Raw genomic sequence first — 13,386 nt, 5'->3', positions numbered from 1 at the left:
GGGTGTTCCTTCCATAGAATGTGCGCCTCACCTTGAGGCGCACGGTTTATCTTAGCTAGGCGGAACGTCGCCGCTCATGATGACTTTGTTCTGGACTTCATCCCAGCGGAAGCTGGCCTTTGACGTACCCGTCGGTGCGGCATTGGCGTCGCCATCTTGTGGCCAGTGGTAGGTCACGGAAATCTCGTTGTGATTGACCTGCTCGACGTCGGGGAAGAAACCATAAGGCTCAGCAGTGGCGGTGCCGAGGTACTCGCCATAGTGGAAGAGCATGATGTGGTGCGGCGAGGAGGCCGTGGCTCCCTTGATGGAGATGGTCTGCCAGCTTAAGGCCGCGCAAGGATCGAAGTGGGAAGAATCAACCAGCGCCCACTCGTGGCCATGCCATTGAGGAACGTGGGCAACGTTGTCATCGAAAGCCGCCTGGGGGTTGCCGGCCTCGCAGACTACGGGGCTGGCCTGGGCTTCTTCAGGGATGGCGCAGGCGATGAGCGGCATGCACAGGAGTGCCGCTCCGGCGAAAACTCGTGGTGTGAACATGGTGTTCTCCTTTCTGAGGTCTCGGTGTGGTTCCGAACCCTACAAGCGGCCGCTCCGCTCAGAACAGAGTTGTGGAGAGCATTCCTCGAGACAGCGGGTAGTCTCGCAGGCATGGAGAATCTGTCTGGTCGTACACTGTTCGTCGCCGCCGTGGATGCTGAAGCCACACACGTTCCCGAAGGAGCGCCGCTGCTCATCACCGGTATTGGTACGGTTCCCGCCGCCATCGAGCTGACCACGGTGCTGGCCTCGGCACAGCAACTGCCGGAGCGGGTTATCAACATCGGTACTGCGGGCGCGCTTCGCGACGATCTTTCAGGCGTCTTCGAGGTCTCCCACGTGCGCAAGCACGACTTCCACCTAGAGGTGCTCAGCGATGTTTCCCGCTATCTCCTTCCCGAGGTGATCGAGCTTGAAACCTCCGGTAAGCTGCCGACCGCAACGCTTGCCACGGGTGACGCCTTTATTTCGGATACCCCGACCCGCACGCGCCTTGCCCAGGACTCTGCGTTGTGCGATATGGAGGGCTACGCCATCGCCGCGGTGTGCCGAAAGTTCGGCGTGCCGTGCACGCTGCTCAAGCAGGTTTCGGACACCGCTAATGAGGAATCCTATGGCTCGTGGGCCTCGGTGCTCGACCGCGCGGCGGAGGAACTGGCCGCCGCCTTCGGCACGGTGTCCGCGGACTAGGCCCTCCATACGGAAAGTGCCCTAGTTGCCAAAACCATCGCTCCCGCCGCGGGTGGTGGGGGAGAAGTTTGGCAACTAGGGCAGTTGCACGGCCAGGGCTAGAGCCATGCACCGGTTGTGTGGCTAGCGGGCGCCGCTGGCCTCTAGGTTCTCGTAGAGCTCCATGACGTCCTCGTGGCCCTCTGATGTGGCAATTTTGATGTCGTCGGTGCTGATCTCGCCGGCGCGTAGGCTGGCCATCTCCTGGTGGTAGCGGAAGACCACGGCAATGGTGGCAGCCACCGGCACAGCCAGGAAGGCGCCGATGATGCCGGCCAAGGCGGAGCCGACCGTGACGGAGAGCAGCACCATTGCCGCGTGCAGGCCCATGGCCTTGGATTGCAGCATCGGCTGGAGGACGTTGCCCTCCACCTGCTGGACGATGATGATGAGAGCCAAGGCGAGCAAGGCCTTCGTCAGCCCATCGGAGACCAGCGCGATGATGACGGCCAAAGCGCCCGCAGTGACAGCGCCAATGACCGGGATGAAGCTGGCGAAGAACGTAACTACGCCGATGACAAGGGCCAGCGGTACCTGGAGAACCCAGAGGCCGAGGCCGATGAGGATGCCGTCGACGGCCGCGACGGCTGCTTGCGCCTGAATGAAGCCAGATAACGTGTTCCACACGCGAGTCAGCAGCTCGGTGGCGTGCCAGCCGGCGGAGTAGCCGGTGTAGGTGCGCAGCCACGGCAGGAATTTATCGCCGTCCTTGAGGATGAAGAAGGCTACGAAGAGCATGATGGCGAGCGCCATGGCGATGGAGCTGGCCATCGATACACCGGAAATCACCCCGGTGGCGATGTTGGAAGCTTGGCCCTTGATGAAGGTCATGGCGTCATCAAGTACTTCCTGGACTTTCGCGGCATCAATATCGAAAGGTAGGTCCTTGGCCATATCGACGAGCTTGTTCAAGCCGCCTTCAGCCTGATTGACCAAGGACGCGCCCTGAGAGGAGACGACCGGGGCCATCGCCGCGAAGACGCCGCCGATGATGGCCAAAAAGCCCAGCAGCGTGGTGATGGAGGCCAGCGCGCGGGGGAATTTGTGCGCGCGCAACCAGTTGGTCACGGGGAAGAGCACCGTGCACACCAAAATGGCCAGGATGACCGGCAGCAGGCCCACCCAGATGAACTTCAGCAGGTAGCCGGCCAGGCCGACGCCCGCCACCACGATGATGAAGATCAAGCACACCTTGGCCAAGGAGATGGCATCGCGCCCGAGGACGCGAGACTTGTCATCGGTCTTCGACACCGGGAGGGTAGCTTCTTCATTAATGGGCTCCGCGGCGGCAGAAGCCGCCGCGCCAGAGGCCGTGGAGGACGTGCCCGAGCGGGCACCGTCATCATTGTTGTTTGTCATGCGCTCCATCTTCTCATATGAGCGCAGAAAACGAACTATGCGCGGATGCTGCTTACCTGGCGGATGATGCCGAAGCGGTGCATCGTCACCGAGACCGCCTGCTCGAGGAGGAAGGGAAGGAGCTCACGGCGGCCATCGGCCAGCACCGGCTGGTCCAGGACCACGGAGTTGGATTCCACCGCGGCCTCAAAGACGCCCGGCTCGACGGAACCTACGGTTCGAATGCGCGCGGACTCCAAGCCGGAAACCTCGCGGGCGAAGGCGCTTGCCTCCACGGCATCGACGTCAAAGCCCAGCTCGCGCAGCTCCGCGGCCTTTTCCGGGGCGGCGCTGAAGCGCACGGGGGAGTCGGTGCGGGTGGCGGCGAGGGCGAGGCGGGAGACGTCGCGAAGCGCGGCGTCGGCGCCAATGCGCACCTGCAGCGGGGTGAGTACCGGGCGGTAGCGGAAGACGTTGGCCTCGCAGACCAGGCCGGCACGGTCGTGCTTGCGGCCGAACTCCTGCTGCCACGCCAGCTCGTCGAGCTCCGCTGCGCGCCACAGCCAAGCGGTGTCCTCCTCCGAGAGATCCAGCTTGCCGAAGGCGCGCAGCTGGGCAGCCACCGGCTGGGAAATGTCGACGTCGAAGGGACGCAGCGGACCATCGGCCCACGTGCCGAACTGGGCCACGTAGTTCGGGCCACCGGCCTTAGCACCCGGGCCCATGACGGACTGCTTCCAGCCGCCGAAGGACTGGCGCTGCACAATCGCGCCGGTGATGCCGCGGTTGACGTAGGCGTTGCCCACCTCGACGCGCTCGAGCCAGTAGTCAATCTCGTCGTTATCCAGCGTGTGGATGCCGCCGGTCAGGCCGTAGCCGGTGGAGTTCTGCCACTCGATGGCCTCCTCCAGGGTCTCCGCGTGCATGATGCCCAGCACCGGGCCGAAGCACTCGTTGACGTGGAACCAGGAACCTGGGCGCACGTTATCGCGGATACCCGGCGACCACAGGGTGCCTTCCTCGTTGAGTTTCTCCGGCTTCACCAGCCACTTTTCGCCCGACTCTAGCTGGGTCAGGCCGCGCAGGAGCTTCTCGCCCGGGGCCTCGGCCAGGCCGTTCATCGTCGTGGTGATCTCATAGCCGGGGCCGGGGATGAGGGTCTTGACGGCGTCGACAAGCTGCGAGCGCAGGCGCTGCGACTCGCCAGCCGCGCCGACGAAGATGACCAGGGAGGAGGCGGAGCACTTCTGGCCAGAGTGGCCGAAGGCGGACAGGTAGAGGTCCTGAATGGCCAAGTCCGGGTCCGCGGACGGGGTGATGATGAGCGCGTTCTTGCCGGAGGTCTCCGCCATGATGTTCATCTCCGGCTTCCAAGAACGGAAGAGCTTGCCGGTATCGGAAGCACCGGTGAGGATGACGGCGTCGACATCGTCGTGGGAGATGAGCGCGCGGCCGGCGTCACCCTCATCGGTGAAGACGAGCTGGACCAGATCCGGGTCGAGGCCCTGTGCCTCCAGACCGGCGCGGAAGGCTTCCACGACGAGCTTCGCGCAGTGCACGACCTGCGGCGCCGGCTTGATGATGACGGCCGAACCCGCGGCGAGCGCTGCCGCGATGCCGCCGGTGGGAATGGCCACCGGGAAGTTCCACGGCGGGGTCACCACGGTCACGCGGTGGGGCGTGAACTCGGCGGCGTAGCTCTCCAGCAGGCGCGCGGACTGCGCGTAGTAGGTGCAGAAGTCGATGGCCTCGGAGATTTCCGGGTCGGTCTGCGTGACGGTCTTGTTGGCCTCATAGGCGGCCACGGAGATGAACTCGCCGCGGCGGTTGGCCAGCTCATCGGCCACGGCCTCGAGCGCGCGGGCGCGGTCCTCGGCAGGGCGTGCGCCCCACTCGGCGCCGAGCTCGGCGGCGCGGGCTACGTGCTTGTCGACGACCCCCGCATCCGTCACCTCCTCCACGCCGTGCTCGCCCGGGTCGGTGGCCAGGGCCTTGAGCGCCCACTCGCGGTTGGCCTCCAGGGCCGGGTCGGTGTCCGGCTCGTTGGCGAAGCGCCCGGTGCGCGGTGCCTGGCGGCCGGCTGCCTGCTCGGCCTCCTCCAGACGGTTTTGGGTGCGGCGCGGTCCGGCGAAGGTATCCCAGCGCTGCTCGACGGCCTCGCGGAAGACCTGCTCCTGGTCCTTGAGTGCCTGCTCCTCCGGGGCGAAGAGAGCATAGAGGAAGTTCTGCGGTGCAGAGTTCTCCTCCAAGCGGCGCACCAGGTAGGAGACGGCGACATCGAAGTCCTCCGCGTGCACCACCGGGGTGTAGAGGATCTGGCGGCCTTCGAAGGCCTCGCGCACCGCGGCCTGCTGGGCCGGGGACATGCCCTGGAGCATCTCGGAATCCATCATGCGCATGACACCGCGCTTGGTGCCCAGCTTGTAGGCAAAGGCCGCGGTGTAGAGGTTGTGGGTGGCCACGCCGATGCGCACGCAGTCGGCGAATTCGGGGCGCAGGATGTAGTCGAGCAGGCGGTAGTAGTTGGCGTCCACCTCATCCTTGGTGGCATAGGGGGCTGCCGGCCAGCCGTGGATTTCACCCTGGACGTGCTCCATGGAGAGGTTTGCGCCCTTGACGATGCGAATCTTGATGTGGGATCCGCCCTCGGCCACGCGCTGCTTGGCGAATTCTGCCAGGTGCGCCAAGGCGTCGAAGGTATCCGGCAGGTAGGCCTGCAGCACGATGCCGGCCTCGAGGTTGGTGAACTCCGGCTCGCTGAGCAACTCGGTGAACAGGCGCACCGTGAGGTGGAGGTCGTGGTATTCCTCCATGTCCAGGTTGATGAAGACCTTGTCGGGGCGGCGCGCGGCGGCCTCGTAGAGCGGGCGCAGGCGTTCCTTGAGGCGGACCAGGGAGCCCTCGATATCCCACGGGTTGAGCTGGGCCACCATGGAGGAGGCCTTGACGGACACGTAGGTCACGCGCGGGTTATTGATGAGCTTGAGGGTGCGCTCGGCGCGGGAGCGCGCTTCGTCGTCGCCCAGCACGGCCTCACCGAGGAGGTTGAGGTTGAGCTGCTCGCCGGACTCGGCGGCCTTGTCCAAGGTCTTGTTGAGGGCGTCGCTCTCGGCGTCGAGGACCAGGTGGCCGACCATCTGGCGCATGCGCATGCGGGCCAGCGGCATAACCAGGTTGGGCAGGATGGGCCCGAAGAAACCACCCAGGCCCACCAGCGCGCCGTTGATGAGGCCGAGGAAGGACGCGTCATAAGTGGTGGTGACGGACTTCAGCGCGTGGGCGGCTACCTTGTCATCCTCGGGGCGCATGACGCGGTCCACGAAGTCCATGGTGAAGGCCACCCCGTCCGGGTTGCGCAATAAGTCTGCGAGCTGTTCTGTGGCCGGATCCTGCTCGTCGGCGGTGGAGGCGAGCCAGGAGTGGGCCTGGGCCGCGGCGTCGGCGATCAGCGCGGCGTCAATGTCGGTGGATTCGGGAACGGGGGTGTGAGCATCGTTAGTCATGGATTACAACCTTTATGGGTCTCAAGGCACACTGGTGCGGCCTTGCGGAAAGCGGAAATTGCAGACTTTCTAGTCCAACACGGGCGCATACTCTGCGCCGTGCCGTTCAGTCTGTGTGAAAAGAGGTGCTTATTTAACGCTGGCGTACACAACCGGTGGCCGGTCGGAAGAACGACGCTGCCTAATGAAGTGAGCATTCATGTGCGACCACCCTTCTTGCGTGTGGGGAGCAGCCAGGCAACGGCCTGGCCTGATTAGCGAGAAATCGGTGACCTTGATATGGCCCGCCGCACAGAAATCGTAGACGTGTAACCCATCTCGCTTACATGAAAGCTAGCCCCTTAAGTTGGGGTGAGTCAATCCCACAGGTGTTGTTTTGAGGGGAGGGTGCTACCCCCGTGTTAGTGGCTGAGATAGTCCGCGAGATCTGACGCGATTTTCTGTGCGCCCAGAGGCCCCAAGCCGAGTGCCCACGTATCGTCGCTGACCTCGATGGCATGGCCGTCTTTGACCGCAGGTAGCCGTTGGAACGCCGCGGTAGAAACGGCGGTGTCTTGGCCGGTGGCGGAGGGATCTCCGTAGCTGCAGTAGAAGATGTAGTCGGCGTCCGCTTGGTCAATGTTCTCCGGCGAGATTTCCGCAGCGAGCTCTTCGATGTCCTGGTTGGCGGGGCGGGCGAGGCCGGCGTCATCAAGCACCGTTCCAATGAGTGAAAGGCGCCCGTAGAGGCGTACCTTGCCCGGCATGAAGCGCAGAATGGTGACGGTGGTGTCTTCGCTAGCTGGCCCGTCCTCAATGACCTTCTTTACTTCTTCGATCTTCTTGTCATAGTCGGCCATGACTTGTTCGGTGCGCTCCTCTTCTCCGAGGGCTTCGCCGATGAGTCGGAAGTTTTCTTTCCAGGTGTATCCAGGACGGATCGAGAAAACGGTAGGTGCGATGGAATTGAGCTGGTCATAGTGCTTATCCATGCGCAGCTGCGAGCCGATGATGAGGTCGGGGTTGAGCGAAGCAATCTTTTCCATATTGACTTCGTTGATCGTGCCTACCGTTTCGATGTCACTTGCTTTGTCGGCCATGTAATCCGGGACGGGATTCTGGCCCTTGGACGTGGTCATGCCGACTGGCTTCATGCCGAGTGCTAGGACGGAATCGAGTTCGCCGCTTTCTAGAACAACCACCCGCTGCGGCTTGTCTTTGAGTTCGGTCGTTCCGCGTGCATGCGTGACCGTGCGTGGGAATTGACCAGGGGCTGCATCGCTGCCAAAGCTTTGGCTTTTCTCTCTCGCCCCGGCAAAGCCTTCGCCTCCGGTGGCCACGGAGTCATTTCCCGAGGCTGAATTGGAGTTTCCTGATTCTTTCCCGGACGGTGAGGACGCAGGGTTAGAAGCGTCAGCGTTTGAGTTGGTGTTTTCGAGGCTGGCGCAGCCGGTGAGCGCTAGCGCTGCGGTAAGACCAACAGCAGTGAGGCGGAGGAGAGGGGTGCGGGGTGCGATTTTCTTTCGAATGTTCATAAAAGGTAGCCTAACCTAAATTAGGTCGAGCTAAGGAAACGTGAGCATATGAAGGTATTTGGGTGGTGTCGGTGATTGAGCAGGGGTTGCGCGCCGGAAAGAGAAATACCCGGCGTCTTGGTTGGGTAGTAGTTGCTGGCCTTGCCATTCTCTGTATCGGCGTGGCGCTGTCACTGGCGTTGGGCGCGCGTAGCATTCCCTTCAGCGACGTGTTGGCCGCCCTTCGGGGACAGCCTGGTATAGCTTCCTCGATCGTGTGGGAGAGGCGTCTTCCCCGTACACTCGTTGCTGTTTGCGCAGGCTGTGCTTTGGCCCTCGCTGGTGCAGTTCTGCAGATCATGACGCGCAACCCTTTGGCAGATACCGGAGTTTTCGGGATTAACGTAGGCGCCAGCTTGGCCGCCGCCATTGCTCTGGGCTGGTGGGGGTGGCAATCACCTTTTGCGTTTTCGCTCGCAGCCATCATCGGTGCGGCAGTGACCATGCTGCTGGTCACCGCGGTCGGGCGTGGCAGAGCGGGCGATGTTGATCCGCTGAGACTGATTCTTGCAGGCGTAGCCATCGGGGCGGTATGTGAGGGCCTGTCCTCCGCGCTGATCCTGATAGATCCTCACGCCTTTGCAAGAATCCGTGCTTGGGTGACGGGCTCCGTTGACGTTGCTTCGTGGACGCCAGTGGTGATTGCCTTCGGCGGACTGGTGGTAGGCGTGGTGCTACTGATTGTCTTTGCTCGCCACTTGCCGCCCCTTGCTCTGGGGGATGACGTTGCGGCGAGTCTCGGCATTAACCTCAAACTGACTCGTTTGGGGCTTGTCGCGGCGGTAACGGTGTTGGCTGCTACCGCCACCGCAGCGGCGGGGGTGATTGTGTTCGTTGGACTAGTTATCCCGCATGTTGTCAGGCTGTGCGGGATATACGAAGAGCGGGCACAGCTTGTCGCCGCTGCCGTGGTGGGGCCTTTGTTTTTATTGGGTGCCGATATTGTGGGCCGCTACCTCACTGCTGCTGAGTTGCCGGCTGGCGTCACGGTGTCGCTCATTGGTGCCCCAGTATTGATTGCGCTGTCCCATCGCGCTGGAAGGAGGCTGTGATTGTGAGCGTGAGAAGTGTTTTGTCCTTTGCAGGCATTGTGATCGTCGCGCTGGCTATTGCTGCCTATTCGCTCTTCTCGCCTGGTGCCGGGCAGGATAGCGCAGCGTTGTGGTCCGTGGCTACGAATCCCAATAGCACTGACTTTGCGGCCACCGTCGTGTGGCAATGGCGTGCTCCGCGGGTGGTTGCCGCGATTGTCGTAGGAATGTGTTTGGGCATCGCGGGCGCCATCTTTCAGATCCTTACTCACAATCCTCTGGGGTCGCCCGACATCATCGGGTTTAATACCGGTGCCTATACCGGTGTCATCGCGGTCTCCTTGGCGGGCTTTAGCTCCGCATTCAACATTGCGCTAGGCGCGTTGATGGGTGGGGCTATCACTGCGTTACTCATCATGGGGCTTTCATTTGGCGGAAGGCTCACGGGAGCAAGGCTGGTTGTGGTGGGGATTGGAGTGACGTTCTTCCTTTCAGCAATAAACAAGTGGTTGATTCTTAGTGGTGAGTTGGAGCAGTCCCTAGGTGCGGCGACTTGGGCTGCTGGAACATTGAATGCTGTGTCCTGGGCGCGAGTTATTCCATTGGGGGTGCTGGGAGGCGCGGCGTGCGTCGCTGGGTTGCTGCTGCGTGGCTGGTGTGACGCGCTTGCCCTGGGGGATAGCACGGCGAGTGCGTTGGGGTTGAACGTGAGTCGTGCACGTGTGGTGATGGTTCTGGTTGGCACAGTTCTTGTCGCTGTATCGACGGCGATAGCGGGCCCAATCTCATTTATTGCCCTCGCGGCCCCACATATGGCTCGGTTGCTCTCGCGTCCAGACAGGACGCCGGTGTTGCTCTCTGGAGTCCTCGGTGCACTTTTCTTGCTCGCTGCCGATTTAGCAGGGCAGCGGCTGTTTTTCCCAATTACTCTGCCTGCCGGTCTTATTACGGTCTGCGCCGGTGGCATCTACCTGGCGGGTTTGCTGCTGTGGCAATCCCGATCTGCCGGAATGAAAGGTCAGTAAAGTGAACCAACTAAAAGTATGTGACGGTGCGCCGAGCGTGCGGGCTGAGGGGGTGAGCATGTCCTATGGGAGGACTGCCCCGTTAATTCTCGACTCGGTGGATGTGTCTTTTCCGGCCGGGAAATTTTCTGCCATTATCGGCCCCAATGGTTGTGGAAAATCCACTTTGGTGAAGGTGTTGGCGCGGTTGGAAATGCCGAACGCGGGCGCGGTGTGCATTGGCGAAGAAGATGCAGCCGCATTCTCTCGGCGTAGCTACGCTCGGCGCGTCGCCGTGATGTCGCAGCAATCCATAGCTCCCGAAGGGATCAATGTCAGGGAACTGGTTGCGCGCGGGCGATTCGCCCACCAAGGATTTATGGGGTGGAGGAGCCAGGAGGACGAGCGTGCCGTTAGTCGTGCGCTAGCAAAGGTGGGCCTTGAACAACTGGAGACGGCCGAGGTAGCGGCGTTGTCTGGCGGTCAGCGTCAGCGTGCTTGGTTGGCCATGGCCCTCGCCCAGGAAACGCCTGTGCTCTTCTTGGATGAGCCAACGAGCGCGCTTGACATTGGATACCAGCATTCCTTCATGCGGCTGATGCGGCAGCTGGCAGGAAGCAAAACCCTTATTGCGGTCATTCATGATTTGGCGCATGTATTGCGCTATGCGGATCACGTCGTGGCGATGAAAGATGGAACGGTGCGGGACGCGGGCGTGCCGCGCGAGGTCATCACCCCTGCCCTTATTGAGGAACTCTATGGGCTGTCAGTCCGCGTTGTAGATGTGGACGGTGAGCCGGCAATCGTCCCTGTAGGGTGAGTCTCCGCCAAACCGGGTTTGTTTTCCCAGCGTGTTGGCGATAAATAAAAAAGTTGAGTCGATCGGGAACAACTTTGAGTTTGCCTGCGTTGTGTAGGTTGAGTGACCGGCGCTCAGGTTTGGATGACTTTGAGTGTCGCTTCTGTTAGAGTCGCTGACTGGACGCGGCAGAAGTTGAGTCGCGCACTATCAACTTAAAACAAACCCCAACACGCAAGGAGAAAAGATTATGGGACGCGCAGTAGGAATTGACCTTGGTACCACCAACTCGGTTGTATCCGTGCTGGAAGGTGGCGAGGCAACCGTTATCGCTAACTCCGAGGGTTCCCGCACCACCCCGTCCGTCGTGGCTTTTGCCAAGAACGGCGAAATTCTCGTTGGCCAGTCCGCCAAGAACCAGGCGGTCACCAACGTTGACCGCACCATTCGCTCCGTCAAGCGCCACATTGGCACCGACTGGACCATCGATATCGATGACAAGAAGTACACCCCGCAGGAGATTTCGGCCCGCACGCTCATGAAGCTGAAGCGCGACGCCGAGGCTTACCTGGGTGAGGATGTTACCGACGCCGTCATTACCGTCCCGGCTTACTTCGAGGATTCCCAGCGCCAGGCCACCAAGGAGGCCGGCCAGATTGCAGGCCTCAACGTCCTGCGTATCGTGAACGAGCCGACTGCCGCCGCGCTGGCTTATGGTCTGGAGAAGGGCGAGCAGGAGCAGACCATCCTGGTCTTCGACCTCGGTGGCGGTACCTTCGACGTCTCCCTGCTGGAGATCGGTGACGGCGTTGTTGAGGTCATGGCTACCGCTGGTGACAACCAGCTCGGTGGTGACGACTGGGACCAGCGCATCGTCGACTGGCTCGTCGATAAGTTCAAGGCTTCCCAGGGCGTTGACCTGACCAAGGATAAGCGCGCTGTCCAGCGCCTGCGTGAGGCTGCTGAGAAGGCCAAGATTGAGCTGTCCTCCTCCCAGTCCGCCAACATCAACCTGCCGTACATCACGGTGGACTCTGAGAAGAACCCGCTCTTCCTGGATGAGACCCTGTCCCGCACCGAGTTCCAGAAGATCACCCAGGACCTCCTGGACCGCACCAAGGAGCCGTTCAACCAGGTCATCAAGGATGCTGGCCTGTCCCTGTCCCAGGTTGACCACGTGGTCCTCGTCGGTGGTTCCACCCGTATGCCGGCCGTGTCCGACCTGGTCAAGGAGATGACCGGCAAGGACCCGAACAAGGGCGTTAACCCGGATGAGGTCGTGGCAGTCGGCGCTGCTCTCCAGGCGGGCGTGCTGCGCGGTGAGGTTAAGGACGTGCTGCTTCTCGACGTCACCCCGCTCTCCCTCGGCATCGAGACCAAGGGTGGCGTGATGACCAAGCTCATCGAGCGCAACACCACCATCCCGACCAAGAAGTCCGAAACCTTCACCACGGCTGATGACAACCAGCCTTCCGTGCAGATTCAGGTCTACCAGGGCGAGCGCGAGATGGCTTCCGCTAACAAGCTGCTCGGCTCCTTCGAACTCGGCGGCATTGCCCCGGCGCCGCGTGGCGTGCCGCAGATCGAGGTCACCTTCGACATCGACGCCAACGGCATCGTCTCCGTTTCCGCTAAGGACAAGGCCACCGGCAAGGAAAACACCATCAAGATTCAGGATGGTTCCGGCCTGTCCCAGGAGGAGATCGACCGCATGGTCAAGGACGCCGAGGCACACGCCGAAGAGGACAAGAAGCGCCGCGAGGAGCAGGAGACCCGCAACCAGGCCGAGTCTACCTCCTACCAGACCCGCAAGTTCATGGATGAGAACTCCGACAAGCTGCCGGAGGATCTGAAGAACCGCGTGACCGAGGCTGCCGATGCCGTCGATGAGGCGCTGAAGGGCGATGACATCGAGGCGATTAAGTCGGCCGTCGAGAAGCTCGGCACCGAGTCCCAGGAGCTGGGCAAGGCCCTGTACGAGGCACAGGCTGCTGAGGCGGGCGCCGAGGGTGCCGCTGCTGGCGACGCCGCTGGTGACCCGAACGTCGTCGACGCCGAGGTTGTCGACGAGGACGACGAGAACAAGGAGAAGTAAACCATGACCTCCCCTCAGGACCCGGGCAACCCGGCCAATACCGACCCTGAGGCAACCTCCGCTGAGGCTGCGGAGGCTGCCGCCGCCGAGGCCGCTTCTGCCGACGGTGCCGTGGATGACGCCACGGCGAACACCGCTGAGGCAGAGGCCGCGGTAGAGGACGCCGCCCGCGACATCACCGATGAAGCGGCCGCGGGTGAGGAGACCGTTGCGGAAAACTCCTTGGAAGCTCAGCTCGCTGAGCGCACCGAGGACCTGCAGCGCCTCAACGCGGAGTACACCAACTACCGCCGCCGCACCGAGCGCGACCGCCAGGCCGTGATCGAGACCACCAAGGCCAAGGTCTTGGCAGACTTCCTGCCAATCCTTGATGACATGGAGCTCGCTCGCCAGCACGGTGACCTCAACGAGGGCCCGCTCAAGGCCATCGCGGACAAGCTCACGGGCGTGCTGACCAAGAACCAGCTGACCCCGTTCGGCGCCGAGGGCGATGCCTTCGACCCCGAGGTGCACGAAGCGGTCCAGGACTTGTCCACCGGTGACGAGCAGGTCATCGGCACGGTTCTGCGCCGCGGCTACACGGTGGGGGAGCGCGTTGTGCGCACCGCCATGGTGATTATCGCCGACCCTGCAGAGTCAGCCGATACCGCTGAGAGTCCGGATAGCTCGGACAACGCAGAATAGGTATTGCAGGTGGCGTCAGGGCTCAATGTTCCTTGGCGCCACTCTTCTTTTCTCTACTTAGTTAGCTTTTTACTTAGCAAAAAATCTTAAAACCCAACCATGAATCGACT

Annotated in this window: 10 protein-coding genes; 6 read left to right on the top strand and 4 right to left on the bottom strand. The window is 62.1% G+C overall.

Annotated features, from left to right (window positions below; all coding sequences use genetic code 11):
* Positions 1 to 51: 51 nt before the first annotated feature.
* On the bottom strand, positions 52 to 540 hold the full coding sequence (locus tag HMPREF2760_RS07440; protein ID WP_070596978.1) for an LppP/LprE family lipoprotein: 489 nt from the start codon (positions 538 to 540) through the stop codon (positions 52 to 54).
* A gap of 111 nt (positions 541 to 651) precedes the next feature.
* On the opposite strand from HMPREF2760_RS07440, the gene HMPREF2760_RS07435 reads away from it, so the two are divergent.
* On the top strand, positions 652 to 1,230 hold the full coding sequence (locus HMPREF2760_RS07435) for a nucleosidase (protein ID WP_070596977.1): 579 nt from the start codon (positions 652 to 654) through the stop codon (positions 1,228 to 1,230).
* A 123-nt stretch (positions 1,231 to 1,353) separates the two neighbouring features.
* Here HMPREF2760_RS07435 and HMPREF2760_RS07430 read toward each other — a convergent pair whose 3' ends face one another.
* The 3 genes from HMPREF2760_RS07430 to HMPREF2760_RS07420 all read right to left on the bottom strand — a co-directional run bounded on the left by HMPREF2760_RS07430 (position 1,354) and on the right by HMPREF2760_RS07420 (position 7,624).
* On the bottom strand, positions 1,354 to 2,628 hold the full coding sequence (locus tag HMPREF2760_RS07430) for an AI-2E family transporter (protein WP_185966064.1): 1,275 nt from the start codon (positions 2,626 to 2,628) through the stop codon (positions 1,354 to 1,356).
* Between the two features lie 35 nt (positions 2,629 to 2,663).
* Positions 2,664 to 6,110: a bifunctional proline dehydrogenase/L-glutamate gamma-semialdehyde dehydrogenase gene (locus HMPREF2760_RS07425; protein WP_070596976.1), complete on the bottom strand. Its 3,447-nt coding sequence runs from the start codon at positions 6,108 to 6,110 to the stop codon at positions 2,664 to 2,666.
* Between the two features lie 401 nt (positions 6,111 to 6,511).
* Entirely contained in the window at positions 6,512 to 7,624 is a 1,113-nt protein-coding gene (locus tag HMPREF2760_RS07420) for an ABC transporter substrate-binding protein (protein ID WP_070596975.1), read from the bottom strand.
* 161 nt (positions 7,625 to 7,785) lie between these two features.
* Between HMPREF2760_RS07420 and HMPREF2760_RS07415 the strand changes: the two genes are divergently transcribed.
* From HMPREF2760_RS07415 to grpE, 5 genes are all read left to right on the top strand, one after another.
* Complete coding sequence (locus tag HMPREF2760_RS07415; RefSeq protein WP_232755653.1) at positions 7,786 to 8,715, top strand: FecCD family ABC transporter permease; 930 nt, start codon at positions 7,786 to 7,788, stop codon at positions 8,713 to 8,715.
* Positions 8,716 to 8,717: 2 nt separating this feature from the next.
* On the top strand, positions 8,718 to 9,719 hold the full coding sequence (locus HMPREF2760_RS07410) for a FecCD family ABC transporter permease (RefSeq protein ID WP_246823648.1): 1,002 nt from the start codon (positions 8,718 to 8,720) through the stop codon (positions 9,717 to 9,719).
* A 58-nt stretch (positions 9,720 to 9,777) separates the two neighbouring features.
* Entirely contained in the window at positions 9,778 to 10,518 is a 741-nt protein-coding gene (locus tag HMPREF2760_RS07405; protein ID WP_209167872.1) for an ABC transporter ATP-binding protein, read from the top strand.
* A gap of 229 nt (positions 10,519 to 10,747) precedes the next feature.
* Positions 10,748 to 12,592 (top strand): molecular chaperone DnaK, encoded by a 1,845-nt coding sequence (gene dnaK / locus HMPREF2760_RS07400; RefSeq protein WP_070523650.1) that lies wholly within the window; start codon positions 10,748 to 10,750, stop codon positions 12,590 to 12,592.
* Positions 12,593 to 12,595: 3 nt separating this feature from the next.
* Complete coding sequence (gene grpE / locus HMPREF2760_RS07395; protein WP_070532063.1) at positions 12,596 to 13,276, top strand: nucleotide exchange factor GrpE; 681 nt, start codon at positions 12,596 to 12,598, stop codon at positions 13,274 to 13,276.
* The last annotated feature ends 110 nt before the right edge of the window (positions 13,277 to 13,386 follow it).

Source organism: Corynebacterium sp. HMSC065D07, from assembly GCF_001810695.1.
Taxonomy (GTDB): Bacteria; Actinomycetota; Actinomycetes; order Mycobacteriales; family Mycobacteriaceae; genus Corynebacterium; species Corynebacterium hesseae.
Note: the sequence above shows the minus strand (reverse complement) of the source record. Positions and strands in the feature narration are given on the sequence as shown.

What these genes read in the sequence shown, in the direction of transcription:
- HMPREF2760_RS07430 (WP_185966064.1), bottom strand. Translation starts at nt 2,628, where the DNA reads ATGACAAACAACAATGATGACGGTGCCCGCTCGGGCACGTCCTCCACG.
- dnaK (WP_070523650.1), top strand. Translation starts at nt 10,748, where the DNA reads ATGGGACGCGCAGTAGGAATTGACCTTGGTACCACCAACTCGGTTGTA.
- HMPREF2760_RS07405 (WP_209167872.1), top strand. Translation starts at nt 9,778, where the DNA reads ATGTCCTATGGGAGGACTGCCCCGTTAATTCTCGACTCGGTGGATGTG.
- HMPREF2760_RS07440 (WP_070596978.1), bottom strand. Translation starts at nt 540, where the DNA reads ATGTTCACACCACGAGTTTTCGCCGGAGCGGCACTCCTGTGCATGCCG.
- HMPREF2760_RS07420 (WP_070596975.1), bottom strand. Translation starts at nt 7,624, where the DNA reads ATGAACATTCGAAAGAAAATCGCACCCCGCACCCCTCTCCTCCGCCTC.
- HMPREF2760_RS07425 (WP_070596976.1), bottom strand. Translation starts at nt 6,110, where the DNA reads ATGACTAACGATGCTCACACCCCCGTTCCCGAATCCACCGACATTGAC.
- grpE (WP_070532063.1), top strand. Translation starts at nt 12,596, where the DNA reads ATGACCTCCCCTCAGGACCCGGGCAACCCGGCCAATACCGACCCTGAG.
- HMPREF2760_RS07435 (WP_070596977.1), top strand. Translation starts at nt 652, where the DNA reads ATGGAGAATCTGTCTGGTCGTACACTGTTCGTCGCCGCCGTGGATGCT.